This is a genomic window from Streptomyces sp. NPDC006872 (genome assembly GCF_040635845.1).
Taxonomy (GTDB): domain Bacteria; phylum Actinomycetota; class Actinomycetes; order Streptomycetales; family Streptomycetaceae; genus Streptomyces.
In genome coordinates this window covers 41,932-62,721 of the sequence record NZ_JBEYIL010000022.1, presented here as the reverse complement: position 1 = coordinate 62,721, position 20,790 = coordinate 41,932, and the positions used below count along the sequence as shown (strand labels likewise).

Below are 20,790 nucleotides of genomic sequence, written 5' to 3'. Positions count from 1 at the left end.
GATCGCGATGAACACGACCGCGCGGTGGCACAGCATCCCGGAGCTGGTGCGCAGCGCCGCGAGCCGCTTCGGCGACGCCGAGGCCGTCGTCGACGGCGACCGTCGCCTGACCTTCGCCGAACTGGCCGAACAGGTCCGGCGCACCGCGGGGGCGTTCGCCTCGGCGGGCGTCGGACTGGGCGACCGGGTCGCGCTGTGGGCGCCCAACTCCGCCGAGTGGATCGTCGCCGCGTTCGGTCTCCTCACCGCCGGCGGGGTGCTCGTTCCGGTGAACACCCGGTTCCGCGACGAGGAGGCGCACGACATCGTCGTACGCAGCGGAGCGAAGGTCCTCCTCGTCCAGAACGGCTTCCTGGAGCGGGAGTTCACCGGCCCGCCCGGCGTCCCGGTCATCGATCTGAAGACCGACGGCTTCCTCGGCTCGGGCGAGCCGCTGGAGCGCGAGGTGGGCGAGGACGACCTGGCCGACATCATCTTCACCTCCGGCACGACCGGCCGGCCCAAGGGCGTGCTGACCACCCACGGCCAGACCCTGCGAGGCTACGAGGAATGGTGTCGGCTGGCCCGACTGCGCGCCGGTGACCGCTACTTGATCGTCAACCCGTTCTTCCACATCTTCGGCTACAAGGCGGGCCTGGTGGCGTCGATGATCCGGGGCGCGACGGTCCTGCCGCTGGCGGTGTTCGACGTCGAACGGGTGCTGGAGCTGGTGGAGAAGGAGCGGGTGACGGTCCTGCCGGGCCCGCCGACCCTCTACCACTCCCTGCTGGCGGCGGACGGCGGCCGGGACCTGTCCTCGCTACGGGTCGCGGTCACCGGCTCCGCCGACATCCCGGTGGAGCTGGTCCGGCGGATCACCGCCGAGCTGCCGTTCAGCCACCTCATGACCGGCTACGGCCTCACCGAGGCCGGCACCGTCACGGCCTCCCGCCCCGGCGACCCGTACGAGGCCGTCGCCGGCACCGTCGGCCGCCCCTGCGAGGGCTTCGAGATCCGCCTCGCCGACGACGCGGAGGTCCTCGTCCGGGGCTACGGCGTCATGCGCGGCTACCTCGACGATCCCGCCGCCACGGCCGAGGCGATCGACCCCGACGGCTGGCTGCACACCGGCGACCTCGGCGAGCTGGACGCGCAGGGCCGGCTGCGGATCGTCGGCCGCAAGAAGGACATGTTCGTCGTCGGCGGCTTCAACGCCTACCCCGCCGAGATCGAGGGCTTCCTGCTGAAGCATCCGGCCGTCGCCCAGGTCGCCGTCATCGGGGTGCCCGACGAACGGCTCGGCCAGGTCGGCAAGGCGTTCGTGGTGCCGAGCGGAGAGGTGAGCGAGGCCGAACTGATCGCCTGGGCCCGCGAACGGATGGCCGGCTTCAAGGCGCCCCGGCGGATCGAGTTCCGTACCGAACTGCCGCTGAACGCCACCGGCAAGGTGATGAAGGACCAGCTGTCATGACGACCGACGACCCCCGCACCGCATCCGGCATCCCCCTCAAGCCGGTCTACGGCCCCGCCGACCTCCGCTGCGGACCACCGGCCCCCGGCGACTACCCCTTCACCCGCGGCAACTACCCCACCGGGTACCGGGGTCGCACCTGGACCCTGCGCCAGTACTCCGGGTTCGGCACCCCGGAGGAGTCCAACCGCCGCTACCGCTACCTCCTCGACCAGGGCGGCACGGGCCTGTCGGTCGCGCTCGACCTGCCCACCCAGTGCGGCTACGACTCCGACGACCCCGAGTACGGCGACGAGGTCGGCCGGGTCGGAGTCGCCGTCGACACCCTCGCCGACGCCGAGATCCTCTTCGACGCGATCCCGCTGGACCGCATCAGCACCAGCTTCACCATCAACGGCACGGCCGCCATCCTGCTCGCCCTCTACGTCGCCGCCGCCGAGAAGCGCGGCATCCCGCGCGCGAAACTCACCGGCACCATCCAGAACGACATCCTCAAGGAGTACGCCTCCCGGGGCACCTGGATCTGGCCGCCCGAGCCGTCGCTGCGGCTCATCGCCGACACCATCGAGTTCTGCGCCGCCGAAGTGCCCCGTTTCAACGCGATCTCCGTCGCCGGCGCGCACTTCCGCGACGCGGGCGCCAACGCCGTGCAGGAGATGGCGTTCACGCTCGCGGACGGGGTGACGTATTGCGAGACCGTCCTCGCGCGCGGCCGGATGACCGTCGACGAGTTCGCCCCGCAGATCTCCTTCTTCTTCTACACCCACGGCGAGTTCTTCGAGGAGGTCGCCAAGTACCGTGCCGGGCGGCGGCGTTGGGCCACCATCGTGCGCGAGCGGTTCGGCGCGAAGACCGACAAGGCGTGCATGTTCCGCTTCGGCTGTGTGGCGGGCGGCGCCTCGCTGTACGCGCCGCAGGCCCGTAACAACACCGTCCGCGTGGCCTACGAGGCGCTCGCCTCCGTGCTCGGCGGGGTGCAGTCGATGTTCACCGCGGCCTGGGACGAGCCGTTCGCGCTGCCCAGCGAGGAGTCGGCGACGCTCGCCCTGCGCACCCAGCAGATCCTGGCCCACGAGACGGGCGTCACGAAGGTCGCCGACCCGCTCGGCGGCTCGTACTTCGTCGAGGCCCTCACCGACGCCACCGAGGAGCGCATCGAGCACATCATGGCCGACCTGGAGGCGCACGGCGGCATGGTCCGCTGTATCGAGGACGGCTATCTCCAGGGCCTGATCGCCGACGAGGCGTGGCGGCAGCACCAGGAGGTCGACTCGGGCGAGCGCCCGGTCGTCGGCGTCAACCGCTTCACGGTCGACGAGCCCCCGCCCGACCTCGCCGCCTACGAACTCGACGCGGACGGCCGCGAACGCCAGCTGAAACGCCTCGCGCGCGTGAAGGCGGAGCGCGACGCGTCCGAAGTGCGGGCCCGGCTCGCGGAGTTGAAACGCGCCGCCGAAGGAGACGCGAACCTGATGCACCCGTTGATCGCCTGCGCCGACGCCTACTGCACGGTGGGCGAGATGGCGGACGCCCTGCGCGCGGTCTGGGGCGAGTTCCGGCAGCCGGTGGTGTTCTGATGGACCATCAAAAAGCGTCTCCGGTACGGGTTCTCGTGGCGAAGCCGGGTCTGGACGGGCATGACCGCGGGGCGAAGCTCGTCGCTCGCGGCCTGCGCGACGCCGGCTTCGAGGTGGTCTTCACGGGCATCCGCCACCGCGTGGACGACATCGCCGCCACCGCCGTCCAGGAGGACGTGGCCCTGGTCGGCCTGTCCATCCTCTCCGGCGCGCATCTCGCGCTCACCCGCCGCACGGTCGAGGCGCTGCGCGCGGCCGGGGGCGACGACATCCCGGTCGTCGTCGGCGGCACCATCCCCGCCGGTGACGTGCCGAAGCTGCGCGCGGCGGGAGCGGCGGCCGTGTACCCGACGGGGACTTCGCTGGACGACATCGTCGCGGACATCCGTGACCTCACCGCGGGCATCGCCGCAGGACGGGACTGACATGCGAGTCGGAGTGATGAGCGGCCCCGAGCGGGGCGACGCCGTGCACAAGGCGGCGCGGATGGTCGACGACGCCCGCTGGGCCGAGGAGGCCGGCTTCGACACCGTGTGGGTGCCGCAGGTGCCCACCGACTTCGACGCGCTGACCGCCGTCGCCCTGATGGGACAGGCCACTTCGCGCATCGAACTCGGCACGGCGGTCGTCCCCGTGCACGCCCAGCACCCCGTCGCGCTCGCCCGGCAGGCGCTGTCGGCGCAGGCGGCGGCGGGTGGCCGGCTCGCCCTCGGCGTCGGCGCCTCGCACCACTGGATCGTGCGCGACATGCTCGGCATCCCCTACGACAAGCCGGCCGCGTACACCCGCGCCTATCTGGAGGTGCTGGGCGAGGCGGTGAGCGGGGCGCGTTCGGTGGACGTGGAGAACGAACACTTCCAGGTGCACAATCCACTGACCATCGCCCCGATCGCCCGACTACCCGTACTCATGGCGGCACTTGGCCCGGTCATGCTGCGGATCGCGGGGGAGCGCACCGACGGCACCGTCCTGTGGATGGCGGACGAGCGGACGGTCGCCGAGCACGTCGTGCCGACCATCGCCAAGGCGGCGGACGAGGCGGGCCGCCCGGCTCCACGCGTCGTCGCGGGCATCCCGGTCTGCCTCTGCGCCCCGCACGAGGTGGACGCGGCCCGCGAACGCGCCAACCGCATCCTCGGCGAGGCCGAGATCTCGCCCAACTACCAGCGGCTGCTGGACCGCGGCGACGCGAGAGACGTCGGCGACCTGTGCGCGGCGGGCGACGAGTCGGCGATCACGGCCCGTTTCCGGAGTTTCGCCGACGCGGGCGTCACCGACCTGTCGATCCGGCTCCTGCCCATCGGCGACGGCCGCGACGAACTCATCGCGTCGAAACTGCGCACCCGGGAGGCCGTGGCGGCGATCGCGGCGACCTTCCGATGACCGGCCCCCTGGCGGGCCTGCGGATCCTGGAGGTCGGCCACATCCTCGCCGGCCCGTACGCCACGATGCTGCTGGCCGACCTCGGGGCGACGGTCACCAAGGTGGAACCCCCCGGCGGCGACCTCTCCCGCCAGGTCTCGGACGCCTACTTCGCCAGCCTCAACAGGGGCAAGCGCTCGGTGCGCGTGGACCTGGCGACGGCGCGGGGCCAGGACCGGCTGCACACCCTGGTCCGCGACGCGGACGCCCTGCTGGTCAACCTCAAACCCTCCGCCGTCCACCGCTTCGGCCTCACCTACGAGGCCCTGCGCCCGCACAACGAACGGCTGGTCTGCGTCGCCCTGACCGGCTGGGGCATGACGGCGGGGGACGATCCGGCCTTCGACTACGTGATCCAGGCGGCGACCGGCATCGCCGCGCTCACCGGCGAACCCGACGGTCCGCCCCTCCTCCCCGGCTACTCCTCGGCCGACAACTCGGCAGGTCTCGCCGCCGCGTTGGGCCTCCTCGCCCAGGTGGTCTCGGGTCGCGGCGGCCAGATCGAGGTCTCCCTGCGGGACGTCATGCTCTCCCAGCTCAACTACCACGCCGCCGCCTGGCTGAACGAGGGCAAGGCCCCCCGCCGTCTGGGCGGCGCCCACGCCCACTACGTCCCCGCCCAGCTCTTCCCCACCGCGGAAGGCCACCTGGCCCTCTTCATCACCCACGACGCCTTCTGGCAGGCCTTCGCCACCGAGGCCGGCATCGAGGGCTACGCCACGATGGCCGAGCGCGCGGCCCACCGTGCGGAGGTCGTCGCGGCGGTGACCAAGGCCCTGGCCGTGGACACCGCGACCGGCTGGGAGGCCCGCCTACGCCCCCTGCGGGTCCCGGCCGCAGCCGTACGCACCCTCCCGGAGGCCCTGGCGGCCGCCCCCGAGGCGGTGGTGGACGCGGCCGGCCACCGTCTGGTCGCCAGCCCGTTCCGCATCCCCGGCCACGAGCCGACGTACGGCCCGCCGCCCGCACTCGGCGGGCACGGCGACCACACCTGAGAAGCGCCGAGGTGTGTCGGCGGCAGTCACGCCGCCCTACGGCATCCCGCCGTCCACCCGCAGGGTCGCCCCGGTCGTGTAGGACGACGCGTCCGAGACGAGGTAGAGCGCGGCGCCCACGACTTCCCTCGGGGCGCCGATGCGCTGGAGGGCGTGGGGGCGGACGCCCTCGGCGAGGGCTTCCGGGTTCTCCTGCCAGCCCCGGGTGGCCCAGGTGGCGAAGGGGCCGCACATCAGGGTGTTGACGCGGACGGTCGGGCCGAGCGCCTGCGCCAGGCCCTCCGTCATCGCGTTGAGGCCCGCCTTCGCCGCCGCGTACGGGACGATCGCCGGGCGTGGGCGGATCGAGCCGGTGGAGCTGACGTTGACGATCGTGCCGCCGCCGGCCTCGGCCATCCGGGCGCCCGCGAGGACCGACAGCCGGAACGGGCCCTTGAGGTTGAGGTCCAGGACCGAGTCGAACATCTTCTCCGTGACGGCGGTGAGGTCGTCGTAGACCGGGGACATCCCCGCGTTGTTGACCAGCGCGTCCAGCCGGCCGAAGCGGTCGTACACCGTGTCGACCAGGCCGGGCAGCTCGTCCCAGCGGCCCACGTGGACGGCGTACGGGAGGACCGCCCGGCCCGTCTCCTTCTCGATCTCCCGGCTCACGGCCGCGCAGGCGTCGTACGTGCGGCTGGCCACCACCACGTCGGCGCCGCAGTGCGCGGCGCCGAACGCGACGGCCCGCCCCAGCCCCCGGCTGCCGCCGGTGACGAGCACCACCCGGCCGGTGAGGTCGAACAGCTCGTCCGCGTAACCCATCACGCCTCCTGGAGCGTTCTCCCGAGTGAGAGTATCGTTCTCGTTGATGCAGAATAGCATTCTGAAGGTCGGCGGCCGAGGGGGCGTCGAGGCCGGGGCGCTGATGGACGCCGGGCTCGCGCTGATGGTCGCGAGCGGCGGCCAGGCGTCCGACGCCGAGCTGGCTCGGCAGACCCGGGCCGTCCTCCCCAACGCGACCGGCGCCGCGCCGGGGTGCGGGCTCCGGATTCCCGTCACAGGCGGTAGCGCGATTAGTGGACCGGAGAATGTCATTCTGCTAATTTCAGAACGCCATTCTGATGGAGGGTGCGTCATGTGGGACTTCAGTACCGATGAGGCGTTCCAGGAGAAGCTCGACTGGGCCGCGACGCTCGTCCGCGAGGAGATAGAGCCGCTGGACGTGCTGTTTCCGGGCAACGCCGACCCCTACGACCGGCAGAGCGAGGTGTTCCGGGAAGTCGTCCGGCCGCTCCAGGGGCGGGTGCGCGAGCAGGGCCTGTGGGCCGCGCATCTGCCGCCCTCGCTCGGCGGCATGGGCATGGGGCAGGTGAACCTCGGACTGCTCAACGAGATACTGGGCAGGTCGAGTTGGGCGCCGATGGCGTTCGGCACCCAGGCCCCGGACTCCGGCAACGCGGAGATCCTCGCCCACTACGCCACCGAGCAGCAGCGCAAGGACTACCTCGAACCGCTGCTCGACGGGCGGATCGTCTCCACCTTCGCGATGACCGAGCCGACCGGCGGCGCCGACCCCGGCGGCTTCACCTGTACGGCGGTCCGTGCGGGCGAGGCGTGGGTGATCAACGGGGAGAAGTGGTTCGCCTCCAACTATCCGCTGGCCGCCTTCGTCATCGCGATGGTGATCACCGACCCGGACGTGCCCGTGCACCAGGGCGCCTCCATGATCCTCGTCCCGGCCGGGACCCCCGGCATGGAGATGGTGCGCGGCACGGGCATGGCCGGCGAGCCGCTCGGCGAAGGCGTCCACGCCTACCTCCGCTTCACCGACTGCCGGGTCCCCGCCGAGAACCTGCTCGGCGAGCCCGGCTCCGGTTTCCTCATCGCGCAGACCCGCCTCGGTGGCGGCCGACTGCACCACGCGATGCGCTCCGTCGGCCAGTGCAGGAAGGCGCTGGAGATGATGACCGAGCGCATCGCCTCCCGCCGCACCCGCGGCGGCGCCCTCGCCGACCAGCAGGCGGTCCGCCACCAACTCGCCGACGCCTGGATCCAGATCGAGCAGTTCCGGCTCCAGGTCCTGCACGCCGCCTGGCACATGGACCGGGCGCATCGCACCGGCGACCGCGCCGACGCCCGCCGTGCCCGGCTGCACGTCTCCGGCGTGAAGGTCGCCACCCCGAAGGTGCTCGTCGACGTCGCCTACCGGGCCCTCCATCTGCACGGCGCCCTCGGCGTCTCCAACGAGCTCCCGCTGGCCAAGATGTGGAACTCCGGCCCGACCCTCGGCGTCGCCGACGGGCCCACCGAGGCCCACCAGGACGTGGTGGCCCGGCTGTTGCTGAAGGAGGGCGAGCCGGCCGAGGACACCCTCTTCGGCTCCGCGCATCTGCCCACCCGGCTGACCGCGGCCCGCGCGCAGTACGCGGACCGCCTCAAGGAGACGGCGGTGACCTGGTGAGCGACGCCCCGAAGACCGATGACCAGCAGGCTGGTGACCAGCAGGCTGGTGACCAGCAGACCGAGGACCCGAAGACCGGCGACCGGAAGGCCGATCTGGACCGGCTCAACGCGTGGCCCGGTCTCTCCGATCTCCCCGGCGACGGACCCGTCACCGCCCTCGACCCCCTCACCGGCGGCGCCCAGAACCTGCTGTTCACCCTCCGCCGGGCCGACGGCGTCGAACTCGTCCTGCGTCGCCCCGGCCGCCATCTGCGCTCCGGGGCCTCGGATGCCTTCCGCCGTGAGAGCCGGGTTCTCGCAGCCCTCGCCGACACCGACGTACCGCACCCACGACTGCGCGCGAGCGTGCTCGACGAGGAGGTGCTCGGGGCGCCCTTCTCCGTGCTGGAGAAGATCGACGGCTTCACCCCGCGCGGCAAGCTCCCCGGCGCGTACGCCGAGGACGCCGCCTGGCGACGCGCGGTCGCCTTCGCCCTCGTCGACGGCGCGGCGAAGCTGGCCGCCGTCGACCCGGCCCGCCACGGCATCGCCGACCTGGGCCGGCCGGAGGGCTGGCTGGAGCGGCAGACCCCCAAGTACCTGAAGCTGCTGCACGGTTACCGCGACGACCCCGCCTACCGGGAGGGCGAGTCCCCCGAGGTGGACCGGATCGCCGACTGGCTGACCGCCCACACACCGAAGGGGGGCGCGACCGGCATCGTCCACGGCGACCTGCAGTTCGCCAACGTCATGTTCGCCCACGACGCCCCGAAGCTCGCCGCGATCGTCGACTGGGAGATGGCCTCGCTCGGCGACCCCCTCCTCGACCTGGCGTGGATCCTCACCGCCTGGCGCGAGAAGGGCGACCCGCCCGGCAGCGAACCGCAGTTCCAGCCCTGGGACGGCGTCCCCGGCCGCGCCGAACTCGTCGCGCACTACGGCGAGTCGACCGGCCGGGACGTCTCCGGCTTCCGCTGGTACCAGGTCCTGGCCTGCTTCCGCCTCGCCGCGCTCCTGGAGGGCAGCTACGCCCGAGCCCTCGCCGGCCGGATGAACCGCAGGATGGGCGAGGGCCTGCACGCCTACGCGGGCTGGCTGTGGGCCAAGGCCCGCCAGGAGATGGACCGCGACTGAAGCCGCGTCACTTCGGCGGGAACCTCAACGCGCCGTCCAGGCGCACCACTTCACCGTTGAGGTAGTCGTTCTCGCAGAGGTGCTGGACCAGGGCCGCGTACTCCTCGGGCCGCCCCATCCGCCGCGGGTGGGGCACCTGCGGCCCCCAGTACGCCTCCAACTGGTCGCCCGCCTTGCCGTAGGCGGGTGTGAGAACCGTGCCCGGCGCCACCGACACGACACGGATGCCGAGCGGGGACAGATCGCGGGCGGCGACCAGCGTCATCGCGGACACCCCGCCCTTGGCCGCGGCGTACGGCAACTGGCCGATCTGGCCCTCGTACGCGGCGATGGACGACGTCATGACGACGACCCCGCGACCGCCGTCCTCGCCGAAGGGTGCGGTGCGGGCGATGGCCGCGGCGGTCAGCCGCAGCACGTTGAACACACCGGTGAGATAGACGTCGACCGTCGTGCGGAACCCCTCCAGCGCCAACGGGGCGCCGTCCTTGCCGACCAGGCGGCCGCCGCTCGCCGGACCGCCGTGGCAGTCCACCGCCATGCGGAACACGCCCGCGTCCTCGGCCTCCGCGACCGCCGCCGCCACCGAGTCCTCGTCGGTGGCGTCGGCGCGGACGTACCGCACGCCCAGTTCCGCGGTCAGCGCCTTGCCCTTCTCGTCGGCCAGGTCGGCGATCACGACCGCGGCCCCCGCCGCGTGCAGCCGCCGTACCGTCGCCTCGCCGAGACCGCCCGCGCCGCCCACCACCAGGGCCGAGGAACCTTCGATCCGCACGGTAACTCCCCTCTCTTGCAAGTCGGCCTCTAACTGTACGAGAATGACGTTCTCATGAATATAGCCGTGATCCTGGAAATGGCCGCCTCCGCCGGAGACCGGCCGGCCGTCACCGAGGGCGGCCGGTCGCTCTCCGCAGCCGGACTCCAGCGCCTCGCACACCACGCGGCCGACCGCTTCCGTGACCGCTCGGCGGTCCTGTACCTGGGGACGAACCACCTCGCCTACCCCGTGGCGCTGTTCGGCGCCGCCCTGGCGGGGGTCCCCTTCGTCCCTCTCAACTACCGCCTGAGCGACGCCCAGTCGAATGAGCTGATCGACCGCCACCCGGGCGCCGAGGTCCTGCACCAGCGCGACCTCGACGCCCTCCTCGCCCCGCCCGGTGACAGCAGCCGACGGCCCGCCCCCGACGACCGGGACGCCACCGCCGTCACCCTCTACACCAGCGGCACCACCGCCGCGCCCAAGGCGGCCCTGCTGCGCCACCGCCATCTGCTCGCCTATGTCTTCAACACGCAGGACTTCGGCTCCGCCGACCCGGCCGACGCGGCCCTCGTGGCGCTCCCGCCGTACCACGTCGCCGGCCTGATGAACCTGCTCACCAACCTCTACACGGGACGCCGGATCGTCTACCAGCCGTCCTTCGATCCGGTCGACTGGCTGCGGACCGTGCGCCGGGAGGGCGTCACCCACGCCATGCTCGTGCCCACGATGCTGGCCCGGGTCACCGCCGAGCTCGGCGCCGGGACGGCGGACGTGCCGAGCCTGCGCAGCCTCGCCTACGGCGGCGCCCGCGCGCCCCGCCCGGTGGTTGCGCGGGCCCTGCGGCAGTTCCCGAGCACCGGCTTCGTCAACGCCTACGGCCTCACCGAGACCGCCTCCTCCATCTGCGTCCTGGGCCCCGACGACCACCGGCGGGCCCTCGCCGCCGCCGACCCGGCGGTCCGCGAGCGCCTCGGCTCGGTCGGCCGCCCACTGCCCGGCGTCGAGATCGAGGTCCGCGGCGAGGACGGCCGCCCGCTGCCCGCCGGCGACACCGGACTCGTCTTCGTACGCGGGGAACAGATCTCCGGCGAGTACACCGGCGTCGCGGGGACGGCCGACGACGGCTGGTTCGCCACCCGTGACCGGGGACGTCTGGACGCCGAGGGCTACCTCTTCGTCGAGGGCCGCGCCGACGACACCATCATCCGGGGCGGCGAGAACATCGCACCGGCCGAGATCGAGGACGTCCTCCTGGAACACCCCGGGGTGCGCGAGGCCGCCGTCCTCGGACTGCCCGACCCGGAGTGGGGCCAGCGGCTGGTCGCCGTGCTCGTCGGAGTGGGCGACCCCGAGGAGATCCGGTCCTTCGCCAAGGAGCGGCTGCGCTCCGCCAAGACCCCGGACACCGTCGTCTTCCGCCCCGAACTGCCCCGCACCTCCACCGGAAAGCTGCTGCGGCGGACCCTCGTCGCCGAACTGGAAGAGGCCGCCGATGCCTGAAGCCGTGATCGTCGCCGCGCTGCGCACCCCGATCGGCACCGCCTTCAAGGGGGCCCTGCGCGACACCACCGCCTACGAACTCGCCGACCGTGTCGTGGCCGCGGTCGCGGAGGGCCTGGATCCCGAGCTGGTCGACGACGTCGTCCTCGCCGAGTCGCACCACGGCGGCGGAGTCGTCGCCCGGCACGCGGCGCTCACCGCCGGCCTGCCGCAGGTGCCGGGCCTCGCCGTGAACCGGCACTGCGCCGCGAGCCTGGCGGCCGTCCAGACCGCCGCTGCCTCCGTGCGGGCCGGCATGGACCGGCTGGTGCTCGCGGGCGGGGTCCAGTCCCTGTCCACCGCCCCTCGGCTGGCGTACCGGGGTTCGGGAGCCGAGTGGGCACAGCGCTGGGTGCCGCCCACCCACCCGGACCGTCCCGAGGCCCCCAACCTCGACACGGCGATCACCGTCGGCTGGAACACGGCCGTCCGGGCCGGCATCGGCCGTGCCGAGCTGGACGAGTGGGCGCTGCGCTCCCACCGCAACGCCGTGCGCGCCCTGGACGAGGGCCGCTTCAAGGCGGAGACGGTGCACATCGACACCCCGCACGGTCCCTTCGAGGCGGACGAGCATCCGCGCCGCGACACCAGCGCGGCGAAACTGGCCGGGCTGAAGCCGCTCCACCCGGAGATCGACGGGTTCTCGATCACGGCCGGGAACGCCTCCGGCGCGAACGACGCGGCAGCACTGCTCGCGGTGGCCGACGAGCGGTCCGGGCTGCCGGCGCTCGCCACGGTCCGCGCCTGGGCCTCGGTCGCCGCGGACCCGGCGGAGACCGGGCTGACGCCCGTCCGGGCCATCCCCAAGGCGCTCGGCCGGGCCGGGATGACGGTCGCCGACGTCGACCTCTTCGAGATCAACGAGGCGTTCACGTCGGTCCCGATCGCCGCCGTCCACCGGCTCGGCCTCGACGCCGACACGGTGAACGTCAACGGCAGCGGCTGCTCCCTCGGCCACCCGGTCGCCGCCAGCGGCGCCCGGATGCTCGTCACCCTGATCCACGAACTGCGCCGCCGGGGCGGGGGAGTCGGGGTGGCGTCGATGTGCGCGGGCGGGGGCATGGGATCGGCGGTCGTGGTGGAGGTCCCCGCGCCCTGAGACCCTGCGTCGTGTCGGCGCGGGGCCGTTCGGGGCGTTCAGAGGAACCGCAGCAGCGCCTCCTGCGCGTACGAGGCGAGCAGCAGCCCCTGCTCGGTCAGCACGTCCCCGCGTCCGAAGCACCGGCCGTGCGCGGCGACGGGGCTGTGCTGGCGCAGCAGCAGCCAGTCGCCGAGCTCGACCGGCCGGTGGAACCACACCGTGTGCGAGGTCACCGCCGAGGCGAACGCCCGCCCCGAGTCCGGCTGCGTCACCCCCGCCACCGGCCGCAGCGCGGTGCCGATCGGCGTGAGGTCGGTGGCGTATGCGAGCAGTGCCGGCCCGAGCGACCGGTGAGCCTCGGGGATCCGGGTCCACAGCTCGAAGACGGGCGGCTCGGACTTCTCGGTGTCCAGGTCGGCGACGGCACGTGACTCCCAGGGCAGCAGCGGGAGTTCGACCCCGCGCTCCGGTCCCGGGAGGGCGGGGGCGGGGTCGACGGTCTGCCGGTCCGGTCCCTCCTCCCAGGTGTGCAGGCTCGCGTTCGCGACGGCCACCACCCCGTGCTCCTGCCGCGCGACGATCCGAGCGGCGGCGAACGTCCGCCCCTCCTGCGGGACTTCGGTCTCGTAGCGCACCGGCTCCCCGGTACGGCCCTCCCGCAGGAACTGGGTGTGCAGCGACTTCAGGCCCTTGCCGGGGGCGGCCAGGAGGGCCGCGCGGGCGAACTGCGCGAGCAGCTGGCCGCCGAACAACCGCCGGTAGGCGAGCTGTTGGGAACGGCCTTCGTGGACGCCCGTGCCCCGGGGCGTGAGGTCGAGACAGCCGAGCAGATCGGGCCACAGGTCCGTGTCGGTGGTCATGCGCGAACTCCCTTCACAGGTCGACGAGATGAGGTGCCCGGCCCTCGCACAGCAGTAACGCGCCTGCCTCGCGGGTGAGTTCGCGGGACGAGCCGAGGAGCCCGTCGAGCACCAGGGCACGTCGGACGTGCCGGTGCAGCTCGTGCTCCGCGGTGAACCCGACTCCGCCCAGCGCCTGTTGGCAGTGCCGGGCGGCGGTGAGCGTGGCCCGCCCGGCGGCGGCCTTGGCCAGCAGCGCCCCGGTGTCGTCCCGGGCCGCGACGAGGGCCGCCTCGGCGCCCTCCAGGGCGGTGTACGTCTCGGCGAGCCGGTGTCGCAGCGCCTGGAACGAGGCGAGCGGGCGTCCGAACTGCTCCCGGTCGAGGATGTGCAGGCGGGCCAGTGCGAGCATGGCGCGGCCCGTGCCGAGCAGCCACCAGCCCAGCGCACCCCGCCCGGCGGCCACCGGCGCCGACGTGCCCACGGGCACCTGCCGCAGGGGCAGTTCGGGGTCCAGGGCACTGCCGTAGGACACTTCCCCCCGGCTCCACTCCACCCACCCCCCGCCCGCGTACGGCAGCGCCGGAGTGCCGCCGGGCGGCAGGCCGGCCGAGTGCAGCAGGACGTCGTTGAGGACGCAGGCGTGCGCGCCGGTCTCGCCGAGCAGCCGGAAGACCAGCGGGATCGCGACGCCGGGTTCCTCGGCGAGCATCTCCGGCCAGCCGAGGTCGGCCAGCGCGGCGTCGAGCCGGGGGCCGGCGGCGCCCGTCATCGTCTTGCGCAGGGTCTCTTCGAGCAGGTCACGTTCGGCCGTGTCCATGCGGCGCTCACTCCTTCCCGAGGTCCAGCAGACGGCGGGCGACGATGTTGCGCTGGATCTCGGCGGTGCCGCCGTAGATGGTCGCGGCCCGCGAGTAGAGGTACTCGGTGCGCCAGGGGCCGTCGGCCAGTTCGACCGTGCCCGGCAGCAGGTCGCGGGCCGTGTCGAAGAGCCGCTGCTCCGCGCCGGCCAGCAGGATCTTGTCCACGGAGGTCTCCGGGCCGAGCCGGCTCCCCGCGGCCAGCCGGGCCTGGGTGGCCGCGGAGCGGCAGCGGACCGTGTGCAGATCGAGCCAGGCGCCGCCCAGCGCGTCCGCATCGGGCTCGCAGCCGTCGGCGAGGAGCCGGTCGAGGCGGCTGTAGAGGTGGGCGATCCGATGCCAGAAGCAGGTGGAACGCTCGTACGGCAACAGGTCCATGGCCAGCCGCCAGCCGTCGCCGGGCGCGCCCAGCAGCCGGGACGCCGGTACCTGGACGTCGTCGAAGAAGACCTCGGCGAACTCGTCCACGCCGTGCATCGTGCGCAGCGGGCGGACCGTGATGCCGGGGGAGTCCATGTCGACGAGGAACGCGCTGATCCCGGCGTGCCCGGGACCTCCGGTGCGGGCCAGCAGGACACAGCGGGCGGCGTACTGGGCGAGGCTCGTCCACACCTTCTGCCCGGACACCGTCCAGCCGTCCTCCCCGTCGCCGCTGGGGGCGGCCCGGGTCGACAGGGACGCCAGATCGCTGCCCGAACCCGGCTCGGAGAAACCCTGGCACCACTGCTCCTCGCCGCTCAGCAGCCGGGGCACCAGCTCGGCGGCCAGCGGGGGCGGCGCGTAGTCGATCAGGGTGGGGACCAGCACCTCGACCATCGACCAGATCCCGGGCTCGGCCAGGCCGCGGGCGGCGACCTCCTCGCCGAGCACGGCACGCAGCGCACCGGTCCCGCCCAGCCCGCCGACCTCGCGCGGCCAGCCGTACCGCATCCAGCCCGCCTGCCACAACGCCCCGCGCACCCGGGCGAGTTGGGCGACCTGGGCGTCCAGGTCGTGACCGGCGGGCGGGGTCAGGTCATGGTCGTCCAGCCAGGCGCGCAGCTCGCCCCGGAACGCGTCGAGGCTCGTGAACGGGGAGAGCCTCATGAACGCGTGAAGGCGTGCGGACGGCCCGAGTCGTGGTCGCCGCTGCGCCGGATGAAGGTCATCGCCCGGGTGCGCAGCCGCCAGCCGTCGGGCGTGCGGACGTAGGTGTCGTTGTAGTAGCCGATGCGCATCCCGTGCTGCGCATGCTCCACGAAGCACAGCGGCTGGGTGCCGGCGGCCGTGGCGCCGTCCTCCGCCAGTTCGATCACGGGCGTGCCGACGAGGAAGAGCCCCTTGGGGGCGGCCGAGATCAGCGCCGGGAACTCGTCGAGCGGATAGGTGTCGCCGAACGCGCTGTAGGCGCCGTCCGGGGTGAAGACGGCGAGCACCCGGTCCACGTCGCCGCGGGTCATCGAGACCGCGTAGCGGGCGAGGAGCTGCTCGATCTCCACCAGGTCGTCGGTGTCGCTCAAGGGACCTCCCAGGAGAACGTTCCGATGAGAATATAATTCTCGAATTATGAGTATCACGCTTCCATGCGGTCGGGCCCTCCGTCAACGCCGCAACCCGCCCGCGTACTTCTCGCCGAACATCCCCTCCGGCTCGGAGAGTTCGGCGCACGGCTCGCCGGCGCGCGGCACCTCGCCGACCGCCTCTGCCTGCCTGTCATGGAACCTCCTGTTGTCCTGGAGCCGTCGTCCTGAAGGGGCTGGGGCCCGGACGGATCCTGTCTGAATTGTTGATTCTCCAATAGTGAGAAGCTAGTTTCCAGTCCATGGATCAGTTCCTGGCCTTCACGGTGGTCGGCCTGAGCACCGCCGCGATCTACGCCGTGATCGGCAGCGGTCTGGTGCTCACCCACACCACGGCCGGTGTCTTCAACTTCGCGCACGGCGCGGCCGGAATGCTCGCGGCCTTCGCCTACTGGCAACTCGCCGTCGGCTGGGGCCTGCCGGTCCCGCTCGCCCTGGCCGCCGTCCTCCTCGTCCTCGCGCCCGCCTTCGGCCTGTTCGTCGAGCGCGTGCTGATGCGCCCGGTGCAGGCACTCGGCGAGGCCGAGCGCCTCGTCATGACGGTCGCGCTGCTCACCGGCTGCATCGCCCTCGCCCGCTGGGCGTGGGACCCCAACACCCCCCGTCCCCTCAGCCCGTTCTTCGCCGACCGGCCGGCCCTGCGTCTCGGGCCGGCCGCCGTCACCTGGCACCAGGCCGTCACCATGGCGGTCGCCGTCGCCGTCGCCGCCGCGCTCTGGTTCCTGCTGCACCGCACCCGCGCCGGCACCGAGATGCGCGCCTCGGTCGACGACCGCGCGCTGGCCGGGCTCACCGGCGCCGACCCGCTGCGGGCCGGCCGGCTCGCCTGGGTGCTCGGCATCCAGCTCGCGGCCGTCGGCGGCATCCTCATCGCGCCCACCGTCGCGCTCGACGCCCAGCAGCTCTCCCTGCTCATCGTCAGCGCCTACACCGCCGCCGTCTTCGGCAGGCTGCGCAGCCTGCCGCTGACCTTCCTCGGCGCGATCGTCGTCGGCCTCCTGGAGGCCTATCTCGCCGGCTACCTGCCGCAGAACGACTACCTGCCCGGCCTGCGGCTGGCCGCCCCCGCCCTGCTCCTCCTCCTCGCCCTGCTCGCCTTCCCGCACCGCAGGCTGCGCGGCCGGGACCGCCGTCCGGTCCCCGTCGCCCTCCCCGGCCGCCGTGGCGCCCTGCTCCTCGCCGGCGCCGTCCTCCTCCTCGCGCTGGTCCTGGTCACCGTTCTCCCGGAAGACGCGCTCATCTCCTACGGCGCGATCTTCGCGCTCGGCGTCATCGCCCTGTCCTACGTCCCGCTCGCCGGGTACGCCGGGCAGGTCTCGCTCTGCCAGCTGTCCATCGCCGGGATCGGCGCGGTGACCTGGGGACACCTCGGAGCGCACGGCGAACTGTGGGCGCTGCCGGCCGCGATCCTCGTGTGCGCGGCCGTCGGCGCGGCGATCGCGCTCCCGGCGCTGCGGCTCCCCGGCATCTACCTCGCGCTCGGCACCACCGCCTTCGCCGTCGTCCTCGACCGGTGGATCTTCACCCTGCCCGCCTTCGACGTCCTCGGCGTCCGTATCGCCCTCTTCGACCAGGGCTCGGTGTCGGTCACCGGCCCCGACCTGTTCGGACTGCACCTCACCACCCCCGCCGAGCTGCTCGTCCTGGCCGCCTGCTGTCTCGCCCTCGCCTCGCTCGGCGTGGCCGCGCTGCGCCGGGGCCGGTTCGGACGCCGGCTCATCGCGGTGCGCGACAGCGAGGCCGCCTACGCCACCCTCGGCGGCCGGCTGCTCGGCGCGAAGGTCGCCGTCTTCGCGCTGTCGGCCGGCCTCGCGGGCCTCGGCGGCGCCCTCTACGGCATGCAGCTGCAGACGGTCACCGCCGAGCAGTTCAACCTCGTCGCCGGGCTGCCGATCTTCCTGATCGCGGTCATCGCCGGCCTCGGCTCGGTCGGCGCGGGCCTCTTCGCCGGCCTCGCGTTCGTGGTGCCGACCCAGGCGCTCGGCGAACTCGGCTCCTGGGCACAGGACTTGTCCGCCCTGCTGATCGCTCTCGCCGGAATGGCCCTCGCGAGCAGCCCGGCCGGGGTCATCTCCCGGCTGCGCGCCGAATGGGCGCCGCTGGCCCAGGACCGGTTGCTGCTGGGCGCGTTGGGCGCGGTGCTCGCCGCCTGTTGGCTGCTCGCCGCGCTCGAGGCGGCCGACGGATGGCTCCTGCTGGCCGTCGCCCTCGCGGCGGCCACCGCCCTGCGGATCCGCGCCGCGGCGGGTCGACGGCCGCCCCCTGACACGCCGCCCGAGTGGTGGGGCGTGCGTCGCCCCTGGCGGCCCGAGGACGAGGAGGTGTTGAGCCGTGCCACTGCTGCAGGCTGAGGAGGTGACCGTCTCCTTCGGCGGCCGCCGGGCCCTCGACGCCGTGTCCCTGGCCGCCGAGGCCGGCCGGGTCACCGGGCTCATCGGCCCCAACGGGGCAGGCAAGTCCACCCTGTTCGACGTCGTCTCGGGTCTGCGCCGGCCCCGCACCGGCCGGGTCCGGCTCGACGGCCGCGACATCACCCGCGAAGGTCCCGCCCGGCGCGCCCGGCGCGGTATGTCCCGCACCTTCCAGCACCTGGAGCTCTTCGGCCGGCTCTCGGTCCGCGACAACCTCCTCGTCGCCGCCGAGCTCGGACCCGAACGCCGGCACGCGGCCCGCACGGCCGACGCGGTCCTGGCCCGGCTCGGCCTCACCCACCGGGCCGACGCCCCCGCCGACGCCCTGCCCACCGGCGTCGCCCGCCTCGTAGAGGTCGGCCGCGCCCTCGTCCTCAGGCCCCGCGTCCTGCTCCTCGACGAACCCGCCGCGGGCCAGGACACCGAGGAGACCGAGCGGTTCGCCGCCCTGCTGCGCGCGCTGGCCGCCGACGGCGTCGCGGTCCTCCTCGTCGAACACGACATGAGCCTCGTGATGACCGTCTGCGACGACGTCTACGTCCTCGACCTCGGCTCGGTCGTCGCCGCCGGACCGCCCGACCGCATCCAGCGCGACGAGACCGTCCTCGCGGCCTACCTGGGGGAGACATGACGACGACCGGGGCCGCCCCCGAGGCGCAGCCCACCCCCGCGACGACCGCCCGGCCACTGCTGGAGCTGGCCGGTGTCCGGGCCGCCTACGACGGCATCACCGTCCTGCACGGCGTGGACCTCGCGGTCGCCGCCGGCCAGGTCGTCGCCCTGCTCGGACCCAACGGCGCCGGCAAGACCACCGTCCTCAAGGTCGCCTCCGGCGTCCACCCGCCCAGCGGCGGACGCCTGCTGTTCGGCGGCCGCGACGCCACCGGCATCCGCCCCGGCGACCTCGCCCGCGCCGGGGTCTGTCTGATCCCCGAGGGCCGCGGCGTCTTCCCCAACCTCACGGTCCGCGAGAACCTCCTGATGATGACCTTCACCGGCCGCGGCCGGGAGGAGATCGAGGAGAGCGCGTACGCCCGCTTCCCCGTCCTCGGCAGCCGCCGCGCCCAGCACGCGGGCACCCTCTCCGGCGGCGAGCAGCAGATGCTCGCCCTCGCCCGGGGCCTGGCCACCGACCCCGCGGTCCTGCTGCTCGACGAACTCTCCATGGGACTCGCCCCGTTGGTCGTCGCAGAACTGTACGAGCTCGTCGCCGAGATCGCCCGCCGGGGAGTGGCCGTCCTCGTCGTCGAGCAGTTCGCCGCCGCCGTGCTGAAGATCGCCGACCACGCCGCCGTCGTCGTCCGCGGCCGGGTCCAGTGGCAGGGGCACCCCGACAGCTCCCTGCACGCCGAACTCTCGTCCTACTACCTGGGGAGCGCCCCATGACCACCACCGACCAGGCGGACAGCGCCGACCGGGCGGAACGGTTCGTCCGCACCCTCGCCGAGCTGAGGATCCCCGACCCCGCCGCCGCCCGCGCCGCGCTCTGGCTCCGGCTGGGCGGGCTGCTGATGCTGCTCGGCCTGGTCCTCGGCGGCCTCGCCTTCCCCCTCGCCCACGCCACCGACTCCGCCCTCGGCCAGGGCGACGCGCTCGCCCTCGGCCTCGGCGGCGTCGCCGCCGCCCTGGTGGGCGGCGCGCTGTTCCTGCGCTACTCGCTCACCGGTTTCCTGCGCTTCTGGCTCGCCCGCCAGTCCTACGAGCTCGACCGACTGGGTGAGCGGCTCGCCGGCCCGCGGCCCACCGCCCCTTCGGCGCCCGCCCCTTCGGCGCCCGCGCCCGCGCACCAGGCCGCACCCGCATCCCAGGCCGCACCCGCATCCCAGGCCGCGCCCGCACCCCAGGCCGCCTCCGTACCCCTTGCAGCCCCCGCGCCCTCGGTCACCCCGGCGCCCTCGCCCGCGCCCGCGCCCGCGCCCTCGCCCGCGCCCGCGCCCTCGCCCGCGCCCGCGCCCTCGGCCGCGCCCGCGCCCCAGGCCGTATCCGCACCCCTTGCAGCCCCTGCACCCTCGGTCACCCCGGCGCCCTCGCCCGGGCCCGCGCCCTCGGCCGCACCCGCACCCACGGCAGAATCAGTAGAAGGAGAGCCGCGCAATGGCGTCGTCCCCCGCACCGACCCCGCGCCCCGGTGACCAGCTCGCCGTCGTCGGCGGCACCACCCGCGTGATCGTCATCCGGGCCCCCGAGGGCGCCGCGGGCGCCGTCGAATGCGGCGGCGTCCCCATGGTCCCCGCCGCGCAGGTCCCCGCCGGGCCGGCCGTCGGGGAGAGCCCCGGCACGCTCATCGGCAAGCGGTACGTGGACGCCGCCGACACCCTCGAACTGCTCTGCACCGCGTCCGGCGCGGGCCGACTGACCTACGGAGGCGAGCCGTTGACCATCAAGGCCCCCAAGGCGCTGCCCGCCTCCGACTGAGGCCCGAAGCCCCCGGGTACTCACCTGGTGGACGCCCCCTTGACGGGCGGTCGGGGCGGATCGACACTCGAACCGGGAATCCTAGTGAACAGGTAGGGAAGGTAGAGCCAATGGGGCGACGGAAGCCGATCAGCGGCCGAGCGAGCCGCACGGCGTGGTCCTCGCCCCTTCTCACCTCCCGCCGTCACATCGACCTGCAGCGCGTCTGCAGCGCGATCAGCTCCCAGGGCTGAGCCGGGCCCGTCCCCGCGCCGAACCGCACCGGCGGTGTCCCCCCGGACACGGCCGCACCCGGCGCGCACGGACGAGGTCCACACCTCCCTG

Annotated in this window: 20 protein-coding genes; 14 read left to right on the top strand and 6 right to left on the bottom strand. The window is 73.7% G+C overall.

Features of this window, described 5'->3' with window-relative positions; translation table 11 throughout:
• The first annotated feature begins 7 nt into the window (after positions 1-7).
• From ABZ725_RS43865 to ABZ725_RS43845, 5 genes are read left to right on the top strand one after another with little or no spacing between them, the layout of a single operon-like run.
• Positions 8-1,450, top strand: coding sequence for a FadD3 family acyl-CoA ligase (locus ABZ725_RS43865; RefSeq protein ID WP_358807951.1), 1,443 nt, complete (start codon positions 8-10; stop codon positions 1,448-1,450).
• The gene (locus tag ABZ725_RS43860; protein ID WP_358807950.1) at positions 1,447-3,027 is read left to right on the top strand and encodes a methylmalonyl-CoA mutase family protein; all 1,581 of its coding nucleotides are present in this window, start codon (positions 1,447-1,449) and stop codon (positions 3,025-3,027) included. Before ABZ725_RS43865 ends, ABZ725_RS43860 begins: the two co-directional genes overlap by 4 nt.
• Positions 3,028-3,062: 35 nt before the next feature.
• A complete protein-coding gene (locus tag ABZ725_RS43855) occupies positions 3,063-3,452 on the top strand; it encodes a cobalamin-dependent protein (protein WP_358807949.1) in 390 nt (129 codons plus the stop codon).
• Position 3,453: 1 nt separating this feature from the next.
• Positions 3,454-4,410 carry an LLM class F420-dependent oxidoreductase gene (locus ABZ725_RS43850; RefSeq protein WP_358807948.1) on the top strand — a complete coding sequence of 319 codons (957 nt, stop codon included), beginning with the start codon at positions 3,454-3,456 and terminating at the stop codon, positions 4,408-4,410.
• A complete protein-coding gene (locus tag ABZ725_RS43845) occupies positions 4,407-5,444 on the top strand; it encodes a CoA transferase (RefSeq protein WP_358807947.1) in 1,038 nt (345 codons plus the stop codon). The genes ABZ725_RS43850 and ABZ725_RS43845 overlap by 4 nt, the downstream gene beginning before the upstream one ends.
• Positions 5,445-5,480: 36 nt before the next feature.
• Here ABZ725_RS43845 and ABZ725_RS43840 read toward each other — a convergent pair whose 3' ends face one another.
• Positions 5,481-6,248 (bottom strand): glucose 1-dehydrogenase, encoded by a 768-nt coding sequence (locus ABZ725_RS43840; RefSeq protein WP_358807946.1) that lies wholly within the window; start codon positions 6,246-6,248, stop codon positions 5,481-5,483.
• 313 nt (positions 6,249-6,561) lie between these two features.
• On the opposite strand from ABZ725_RS43840, the gene ABZ725_RS43835 reads away from it, so the two are divergent.
• Both ABZ725_RS43835 and ABZ725_RS43830 read left to right on the top strand, forming a co-directional pair.
• Complete coding sequence (locus ABZ725_RS43835; protein ID WP_358807945.1) at positions 6,562-7,887, top strand: acyl-CoA dehydrogenase family protein; 1,326 nt, start codon at positions 6,562-6,564, stop codon at positions 7,885-7,887.
• On the top strand, positions 7,884-9,002 hold the full coding sequence (locus ABZ725_RS43830) for a phosphotransferase family protein (RefSeq protein ID WP_358807944.1): 1,119 nt from the start codon (positions 7,884-7,886) through the stop codon (positions 9,000-9,002). Before ABZ725_RS43835 ends, ABZ725_RS43830 begins: the two co-directional genes overlap by 4 nt.
• 7 nt (positions 9,003-9,009) lie before the next feature.
• On the opposite strand, the gene ABZ725_RS43825 is transcribed toward ABZ725_RS43830, so the two are convergent.
• Complete coding sequence (locus ABZ725_RS43825; protein WP_358807943.1) at positions 9,010-9,777, bottom strand: SDR family oxidoreductase; 768 nt, start codon at positions 9,775-9,777, stop codon at positions 9,010-9,012.
• Positions 9,778-9,831: 54 nt separating this feature from the next.
• On the opposite strand from ABZ725_RS43825, the gene ABZ725_RS43820 reads away from it, so the two are divergent.
• Entirely contained in the window at positions 9,832-11,262 is a 1,431-nt protein-coding gene (locus ABZ725_RS43820; protein WP_358807942.1) for an AMP-binding protein, read from the top strand.
• A complete protein-coding gene (locus ABZ725_RS43815) occupies positions 11,255-12,400 on the top strand; it encodes a thiolase family protein (RefSeq protein WP_358807941.1) in 1,146 nt (381 codons plus the stop codon). Before ABZ725_RS43820 ends, ABZ725_RS43815 begins: the two co-directional genes overlap by 8 nt.
• 38 nt (positions 12,401-12,438) lie before the next feature.
• On the opposite strand, the gene ABZ725_RS43810 is transcribed toward ABZ725_RS43815, so the two are convergent.
• From ABZ725_RS43810 to ABZ725_RS43795, 4 genes are read right to left on the bottom strand one after another with little or no spacing between them, the layout of a single operon-like run.
• Positions 12,439-13,242 (bottom strand): acyl-CoA thioesterase domain-containing protein, encoded by an 804-nt coding sequence (locus ABZ725_RS43810; RefSeq protein ID WP_358807940.1) that lies wholly within the window; start codon positions 13,240-13,242, stop codon positions 12,439-12,441.
• Between the two features lie 13 nt (positions 13,243-13,255).
• Entirely contained in the window at positions 13,256-14,041 is a 786-nt protein-coding gene (locus ABZ725_RS43805) for an acyl-CoA dehydrogenase family protein (RefSeq protein WP_358807939.1), read from the bottom strand.
• Positions 14,042-14,048: 7 nt separating this feature from the next.
• Positions 14,049-15,167, bottom strand: coding sequence for an acyl-CoA dehydrogenase family protein (locus tag ABZ725_RS43800; protein ID WP_358807938.1), 1,119 nt, complete (start codon positions 15,165-15,167; stop codon positions 14,049-14,051).
• The gene (locus ABZ725_RS43795) at positions 15,164-15,580 is read right to left on the bottom strand and encodes a nuclear transport factor 2 family protein (RefSeq protein WP_358807937.1); all 417 of its coding nucleotides are present in this window, start codon (positions 15,578-15,580) and stop codon (positions 15,164-15,166) included. The genes ABZ725_RS43800 and ABZ725_RS43795 overlap by 4 nt, the downstream gene beginning before the upstream one ends.
• Before the next feature lie 302 nt (positions 15,581-15,882).
• On the opposite strand from ABZ725_RS43795, the gene ABZ725_RS43790 reads away from it, so the two are divergent.
• From ABZ725_RS43790 to ABZ725_RS43770, 5 genes are read left to right on the top strand one after another with little or no spacing between them, the layout of a single operon-like run.
• The gene (locus ABZ725_RS43790) at positions 15,883-17,991 is read left to right on the top strand and encodes an ABC transporter permease (RefSeq protein ID WP_358807936.1); all 2,109 of its coding nucleotides are present in this window, start codon (positions 15,883-15,885) and stop codon (positions 17,989-17,991) included.
• On the top strand, positions 17,972-18,682 hold the full coding sequence (locus ABZ725_RS43785) for an ATP-binding cassette domain-containing protein (protein ID WP_358807935.1): 711 nt from the start codon (positions 17,972-17,974) through the stop codon (positions 18,680-18,682). The genes ABZ725_RS43790 and ABZ725_RS43785 overlap by 20 nt, the downstream gene beginning before the upstream one ends.
• Positions 18,679-19,437, top strand: a complete 759-nt coding sequence (locus ABZ725_RS43780; RefSeq protein WP_358807934.1) for an ABC transporter ATP-binding protein — start codon at positions 18,679-18,681, stop codon at positions 19,435-19,437. Before ABZ725_RS43785 ends, ABZ725_RS43780 begins: the two co-directional genes overlap by 4 nt.
• Entirely contained in the window at positions 19,434-20,183 is a 750-nt protein-coding gene (locus tag ABZ725_RS43775) for a hypothetical protein (protein WP_358807933.1), read from the top strand. Before ABZ725_RS43780 ends, ABZ725_RS43775 begins: the two co-directional genes overlap by 4 nt.
• Complete coding sequence (locus ABZ725_RS43770; protein WP_358807932.1) at positions 20,146-20,466, top strand: hypothetical protein; 321 nt, start codon at positions 20,146-20,148, stop codon at positions 20,464-20,466. The genes ABZ725_RS43775 and ABZ725_RS43770 overlap by 38 nt, the downstream gene beginning before the upstream one ends.
• Positions 20,467-20,790 lie beyond the last annotated feature (324 nt).

What these genes read in the sequence shown, in the direction of transcription:
- ABZ725_RS43865 (WP_358807951.1), top strand. Translation starts at nt 8, where the DNA reads ATGAACACGACCGCGCGGTGGCACAGCATCCCGGAGCTGGTGCGCAGC.
- ABZ725_RS43860 (WP_358807950.1), top strand. Translation starts at nt 1,447, where the DNA reads ATGACGACCGACGACCCCCGCACCGCATCCGGCATCCCCCTCAAGCCG.
- ABZ725_RS43850 (WP_358807948.1), top strand. Translation starts at nt 3,454, where the DNA reads ATGCGAGTCGGAGTGATGAGCGGCCCCGAGCGGGGCGACGCCGTGCAC.
- ABZ725_RS43845 (WP_358807947.1), top strand. Translation starts at nt 4,407, where the DNA reads ATGACCGGCCCCCTGGCGGGCCTGCGGATCCTGGAGGTCGGCCACATC.
- ABZ725_RS43840 (WP_358807946.1), bottom strand. Translation starts at nt 6,248, where the DNA reads ATGGGTTACGCGGACGAGCTGTTCGACCTCACCGGCCGGGTGGTGCTC.
- ABZ725_RS43835 (WP_358807945.1), top strand. Translation starts at nt 6,562, where the DNA reads ATGTGGGACTTCAGTACCGATGAGGCGTTCCAGGAGAAGCTCGACTGG.
- ABZ725_RS43820 (WP_358807942.1), top strand. Translation starts at nt 9,832, where the DNA reads ATGAATATAGCCGTGATCCTGGAAATGGCCGCCTCCGCCGGAGACCGG.
- ABZ725_RS43815 (WP_358807941.1), top strand. Translation starts at nt 11,255, where the DNA reads ATGCCTGAAGCCGTGATCGTCGCCGCGCTGCGCACCCCGATCGGCACC.
- ABZ725_RS43810 (WP_358807940.1), bottom strand. Translation starts at nt 13,242, where the DNA reads ATGACCACCGACACGGACCTGTGGCCCGATCTGCTCGGCTGTCTCGAC.
- ABZ725_RS43805 (WP_358807939.1), bottom strand. Translation starts at nt 14,041, where the DNA reads ATGGACACGGCCGAACGTGACCTGCTCGAAGAGACCCTGCGCAAGACG.
- ABZ725_RS43800 (WP_358807938.1), bottom strand. Translation starts at nt 15,167, where the DNA reads ATGAGGCTCTCCCCGTTCACGAGCCTCGACGCGTTCCGGGGCGAGCTG.
- ABZ725_RS43790 (WP_358807936.1), top strand. Translation starts at nt 15,883, where the DNA reads ATGGATCAGTTCCTGGCCTTCACGGTGGTCGGCCTGAGCACCGCCGCG.
- ABZ725_RS43780 (WP_358807934.1), top strand. Translation starts at nt 18,679, where the DNA reads ATGACGACGACCGGGGCCGCCCCCGAGGCGCAGCCCACCCCCGCGACG.
- ABZ725_RS43775 (WP_358807933.1), top strand. Translation starts at nt 19,434, where the DNA reads ATGACCACCACCGACCAGGCGGACAGCGCCGACCGGGCGGAACGGTTC.
- ABZ725_RS43770 (WP_358807932.1), top strand. Translation starts at nt 20,146, where the DNA reads ATGGCGTCGTCCCCCGCACCGACCCCGCGCCCCGGTGACCAGCTCGCC.